At 46.2% G+C, this 3,289-nt stretch carries 4 protein-coding genes; all 4 read left to right on the plus strand.

All coding sequences use genetic code 11. From position 1 onward, the window contains the following. Positions 1-56: 56 nt before the first annotated feature. The gene (gene pyrR / locus AC1DWN_RS30830) at positions 57-632 is read left to right on the plus strand and encodes a bifunctional pyr operon transcriptional regulator/uracil phosphoribosyltransferase PyrR (protein WP_477562676.1); all 576 of its coding nucleotides are present in this window, start codon (positions 57-59) and stop codon (positions 630-632) included. Beyond that, positions 629-1,528 carry an aspartate carbamoyltransferase catalytic subunit gene (locus tag AC1DWN_RS30835; protein ID WP_477562677.1) on the plus strand — a complete coding sequence of 300 codons (900 nt, stop codon included), beginning with the start codon at positions 629-631 and terminating at the stop codon, positions 1,526-1,528. The genes pyrR and AC1DWN_RS30835 overlap by 4 nt, the downstream gene beginning before the upstream one ends. Positions 1,529-1,565: 37 nt before the next feature. Beyond that, complete coding sequence (locus AC1DWN_RS30840) at positions 1,566-2,852, plus strand: dihydroorotase (protein WP_477562678.1); 1,287 nt, start codon at positions 1,566-1,568, stop codon at positions 2,850-2,852. Positions 2,853-2,915: 63 nt separating this feature from the next. Beyond that, a partial coding sequence (locus tag AC1DWN_RS30845; protein WP_477562679.1) for a carbamoyl-phosphate synthase domain-containing protein occupies positions 2,916-3,289 on the plus strand: 374 nt, incomplete at its 3' end.

Genomic DNA, 3,289 nt, shown 5'->3' on the forward strand with positions numbered 1-3,289 from the left:
GAGTTTTTTTATGCCTTTATGCCTTATTACATCAGTTACGGAAGGGGATAGCGAGAATGACGGAAGAAGAGCATCTGGTCATCATGGATGAAACGGCGATTCGCCGGGCATTAACGCGAATTGCCCACGAGATTGTGGAGAAAAACAAAGGTATTGATAATTGTGTGATCGTTGGCATTAGGACACGAGGTATTTATCTAGCTCGTCGAATTGCGGAACGCATTCAAGAGATCGAAGGCAAGCCTGTTCCAGTGAGTGAGCTCGATATTACACAATATCGGGATGACCGCAAAGCCGCAATTACTACGGATGTAGAAGTAGCGGCAGCGATTGGTGATCTGGACGGCGCACCACTCCAGGTAGAGGATAAACGAATTATATTGTTCGATGATGTGTTGTATACGGGACGTACGATTCGAGCAGCTATGGACGCGCTCATGGATTGCGGCAGACCGCAAAGTATTCAACTGGCGGTGCTTGTTGACCGGGGACATCGTGAGCTTCCTATTCGTCCTGACTTCGTCGGTAAAAACGTACCTTCCTCCAAGCAAGAACAAATTGACGTATCACTAACAGAAATTGATCTGATTGATCAGGTCACCTTAATTAATCAAAGGGGGCAAGCCGGATGACGATGACGCAACTAAAACAACGGAGTTTGCTMGGATTAAAAGAGCTTGGCAAAGAGGAGATCGAATCGATTCTCGACCGAGCGGCATACTGGGAAAACCATTCCACAAAAGTGCACACATTGATGCAAGGAAAATTTGCAGCGAATATGTTTTTTGAAAATAGTACAAGAACGAGATTTTCATTCGAGGTTGCTGAGAAGCGTTTAGGCGCAGAGGTATTGAATTTCTCAGCTGCGGTATCTAGCGTACAGAAGGGCGAGTCGATCTATGACACRGTGCGTACATTAGAATCAATGGGCATTGACGTAGGTATTATTCGCTTGAAGCCAAACGGAGTGCTTGCAGAGCTTGCAACTCAAATCAAAGTGCCGCTGATTAACGCCGGAGACGGCAACAATGAGCATCCGACACAAGCATTGCTCGACTTGTACACAATGAAGAAACATTTCGGACATCTAAAAGGTCTTAACGTTTCTATAGTCGGTGATATTTTGCACAGCCGAGTAGCTCGCTCAAATCTATACGCACTGCAAAAGTTCGGGGCAAACGTTCGTTTCTGTGCTCCTGCAAATATGCAATCGTCAGAACTGGGCGCACCTTATGTGTCTATGGATGAAGCGTTGAAGTCGGATGTCGTGATGATGCTTCGTGTACAACTTGAGCGTCATGAGAGCGGTATGCTGAGCTCAGCAGAAACCTATCGTGAGCAGTTTGGCTTAACAGTAGAAAGAGCAAGTCGGATTGGAAAGCAAGCCATCATTATGCACCCAGCCCCAATTAATCGCAACGTAGAAATTGATGATGAGTTGGTTGAACACCCGCAATCACGTATTTTTACTCAAATGGAAAATGGTGTTCCGATTCGAATGGCTGTTATTGAACGGGCGCTTAACTAGACTAATAAACTGACTAATTCCGGAGGGTAAACAAACAATGTCATTATGGATTATTAACGGAAACATATGGAACGAAACGACAAGCAACTTGGAAATCAAGCATGTACGAATCGAAGACGGGAAAATCGCAGCTATTGTCGATGGCGCCGAAACGCCGGATACGGGCAGCGCTCAAGTCATTGATGCACAAGGTAAGCTAGTGTCACCTGGCTTTATAGATATGCATGTTCATTTGCGTGATCCAGGGTTCGAATATAAAGAAGATATTAAGACAGGCACACGCTCCGCTGCCAAAGGCGGATTTACAACGATCGCTTGTATGCCTAATACACGGCCAGTGAGTGACACACCTGAAACGATTCGCTACATTACGAATAAGGCGGAGCAGGTGGGCATTGTAAAGGTACTCCCTTATGCAGCCATTACAAAAAATGAGCTTGGACGTGAGTTGACTGATTTTGCCGCATTGAAGGAAGCTGGCGCAATTGGCTTTACTGATGATGGAGTCGGCGTTCAAAATGCTCAAATGATGAAAAATGCGATGGCGCTCGCTCAATCAATGGATATGCCAATCATCGCACATTGCGAGGATGATTCACTTGTAGAAGGCGCATGGGCATCTGAAGGCGAGTTCTCCCGTAAGCACGGACTAAAAGGAATTCCAAATGAGTCTGAAGCCATTCATGTAGGAAGAGATGTATTACTCGCGGAAGCGACAGGCGTACATTACCATGTATGTCATGTAAGCACGGAGCAATCGGTGAGATTGATTCGTTTAGCGAAGCAAGTCGGCATACGAGTAACTGCTGAGGTTTGTCCGCATCATCTGGTTCTATCTGATGAAGATATCCCGGGTCTTGAAGATGCTAACTGGAAAATGAATCCGCCGCTTCGTACACCTCGTGATGTGCAAGCAGTAATAGAAGGTCTAGAGGATGGTACGCTTGATATGATCGTAACCGACCATGCTCCACACAGCGCTGAAGAAAAGGCTCGCGGCGTGCAGCTTGCGCCATTCGGAATCGTAGGTTTCGAAACAGCTTTCCCGCTTTTATATACGAAGTTTGTTCAGACGGGTAAATGGTCACTGGGCTTCCTGCTTCAACGTATGACAGCTGATCCTGCTCGAGTGTTCCGCCTTCCGACTGGACGATTGGAAATCGGCTCCCCAGCAGATGTCACAATTGTAGATTTAGACAGTGAGCGCGCAGTTGATCCAAGTACATTTGCTTCAAAAAGCAATAATACACCATTCGGCGGTTGGAAGCTGAGCGGTTGGCCAATAGTGACTATTGTTGATGGTAATGTAGTATGGACAGAATAACTTTCAATTAACAACTGTACTAGCAAATAGATGGAATTAATCAACACCTGAGGAGTGATACGGATGCAAGCAAGACTATTGTTGGAAGACGGTACGTTGTTCACGGGCCTTTCGTTCGGCGCAGAAGCGCAAATGATGGGTGAGGTTGTATTTAACACAGGAATGACAGGTTATCAGGAAGTTCTGTCCGATCCATCGTACTGCGGACAAATCGTTACGATGACTTACCCATTGATCGGAAACTACGGTATTACACGCGATGATTTCGAATCGATCCGCCCATATATTCACGGCTTCGTTACACGTCGCCATGAAGAGATCCCTAGTAACTGGCGTGCTCAATATTCACTTGGCCAATTGCTGAAAGAGCATGGCATCCCCGGCATCAGCGATATTGATACGCGTATGTTGACTCGTAAATTGCGTCATTTCGGCAC

Source organism: Paenibacillus sp. P4_A7 (assembly GCF_056402455.1).

Bases quoted from the DNA above. Each gene is read 5' to 3' on its own strand.
- pyrR (WP_477562676.1), top strand. From the start codon at position 57: ATGACGGAAGAAGAGCATCTGGTCATCATGGATGAAACGGCGATTCGC.
- AC1DWN_RS30840 (WP_477562678.1), top strand. From the start codon at position 1,566: ATGTCATTATGGATTATTAACGGAAACATATGGAACGAAACGACAAGC.